Origin of the sequence: Desulfotomaculum sp. OF05-3 (assembly GCF_003435535.1) — a bacterium.
GTDB classification, from domain to species: domain Bacteria; phylum Bacillota; class Clostridia; order Lachnospirales; family Lachnospiraceae; genus Pilosibacter; species Pilosibacter fragilis.
In genome coordinates this window covers 1-2,320 of record NZ_QWGO01000079.1, presented here as the reverse complement: position 1 = coordinate 2,320, position 2,320 = coordinate 1, and the positions used below count along the sequence as shown (strand labels likewise).

The following is a 2,320-nucleotide window of genomic DNA, read 5'->3' as shown; positions in this document are numbered from 1 at the left end:
CCAGCAGAATTAACCAATCTGAGTCCGATAGAAACAGCCAATCTTAATCCAATAAAAGAAGCCATTACGATATTACTTCATGTTCTATAATGGTGTTAGCCAATGCACCACGAAAGGAGAAACATGAATGAGAATAACAGTAATGACTTGCAGACTATCATAACACAAGTCATTGAAGAAATGAAGTCAGAGCAAGGTGATAAGTTCGATATCAATAGAATTAACCTTGCTGAAATGGAACGCCGTACAGGAATGACAAGAGCACAGCTACGACGATTAAAAAAGAATGATTTCCAGATAACACCACATGCTCTTACAGGCCGCAAAGCGGATACAACCATTATCTCTGGATATACAGGAGTTATTGATGACCTGCTGAAAAAAGGGGTATCTAATTCTGAAGTTATTCTGGAACGAATTCAGGAACAAGGCTTTCAAGGGAGCTTAACTACGGTAAAGAGATACATTCAATCTCATAAATATCTTATTCCGCCCAAAAGGCAGACAGTTGCACCGCAGGGCAACCGTGGACGCAGATATTCCAGTGATGCTGGTGAGAGTTATCAAATGGACTGGGGATTTGTAAATGTGGACACAGGTGATGGCACTTCTTACAAAGTAGCTTGTTTTGCAATGATCTGCCATCATTGCGGGGAACGCTATATAGAGTTCTTTCCAAATGCAAAACAGGAAAATCTCTTTATTGGTATGATTCATGCTTTTAAACGTATGGGAGTTCCTGGACACGTTCTGACGGACAATATGAAAAGTGTTGTGCTCCATCGTGATTCGGAAGGACATCCGGTTTGGAATCATGATTATGAAGCTTTTATGAATACCATCGGCTTTGAAACGAAACTGTGCAGACCCAGACATCCGTTCACGAAAGGTTCTGTTGAGCGCCTGGTACGCTTTGTAAAAGAAAACTTTCTAGCAGGACGAGTTTTTGGTACTATTACAGATCTCAACTATGAAGCATGGAAATGGTGCGATAATCAGAACAATCGATATCACAAAGCTGTTGACTGTATTCCTCATGAAAGACATTCTGTAAGCTGTATAAAAAATGCATCCATACTTATGGATACCTTTGATGTCCGAAAGTATTTGTGCCCGATCCGCTGTATTTCATTTGATGGTTTTGTCACATATGAAGGAAGACGTTTTGGAATTCCATACAGTTATGTTCAACATACCTGCCGTGTTCAAAGAGAAGATTTTACATTGTATATCTATGACCTGGAGTTGAGAAAAGTCTTAATAACCCACGATGTGACATGGAGCCGCAAAGACAGTTTCTGCAAAGGTCAGTTTACTGATGATCAACCAGAAGAAAAACCTTCTGTTCCTGTAAAGATCAGTATCACTCAGAAAAAAGAAGATCCACCAAAATCTGCTTTCGCAAAGTTTGCTTTTGGAGGTGACAGAAATGAATGATACACTGATTGAACAGATTCAGGCAGATGCTGCTGCTCTGGATATAAAAATAACAGCACAGGAGATTGCTTTATATCTTTCTGAAAAGAAAGTTCCACCGGAGCACCTGGAAGCCATAAAAAGATTCATAGCTTTTCTCAGAAAAAATCAGCGAGATAAAGCAATAAGCGCACTATTGCAGCACAGCCGTATTCCACAGAAAGAGCCAAGTACATTCGAAAACTTTGATTTCAGCAGAGTGACTGGCGAGCATGCAGCGCAGATAAGAAATCTTCCGAATCTGACAGCGCTATACTCAAGACATAATATAGCTTTTATCGGTCCTCCAGGTGTTGGAAAAACGCATTTATCAATGGCATATGGTAATGCCTGTTGCCAAAAAGGATTAAAAGCTTATTTCATAAAAGCCACAGAACTGAATGAAAAATTCACAAAGGCCCGAAGAACAGGCACTGAAAGCAGTGCAATATCTGGGCTTGTCAGACCATCATGTCTGATTATCGATGAAATCGGCAGAAGCATCTTCGACATGGAAAACACCCGTCTGTTTTTCGATATGATTGACCGAAGATGCAGTAAGGAAGGCCCAAACTGCATGATTTTCACCAGTAACCTAACACCAGATAAGTGGAGGGACTTCTTTCGAGAAGAGGATTCATTACTCTGTGCGTTAGATAGGACTTTTGATGCTGCCACCGTTTATCTCATGAAAGGTGAAAGCTATCGAGGTCGTAACCTGAAAACTTATTCGATAGAAATCAGTGATCCTACCGAATAATTGTCGATAATTAATTAGCCAAGCAGGTGCATTGGCTATTTCTAATGAGCTCGGATTGGTTGTTTCTACTGGACTCTGAGTGGTCGATTCCTCCGGGCTCTAACA

Annotated in this window: 2 protein-coding genes; both read left to right on the top strand. The window is 40.6% G+C overall.

The features are described 5' to 3' along the window. Positions 1 to 123 precede the first annotated feature (123 nt). Positions 124 to 1,437, top strand: a complete 1,314-nt coding sequence (istA, locus tag DXA87_RS17660) for an IS21 family transposase (RefSeq protein WP_242998142.1) — start codon at positions 124 to 126, stop codon at positions 1,435 to 1,437. Then, positions 1,430 to 2,215 (top strand): ATP-binding protein, encoded by a 786-nt coding sequence (locus DXA87_RS17655; protein ID WP_117505591.1) that lies wholly within the window; start codon positions 1,430 to 1,432, stop codon positions 2,213 to 2,215. The genes istA and DXA87_RS17655 overlap by 8 nt, the downstream gene beginning before the upstream one ends. Positions 2,216 to 2,320 lie beyond the last annotated feature (105 nt).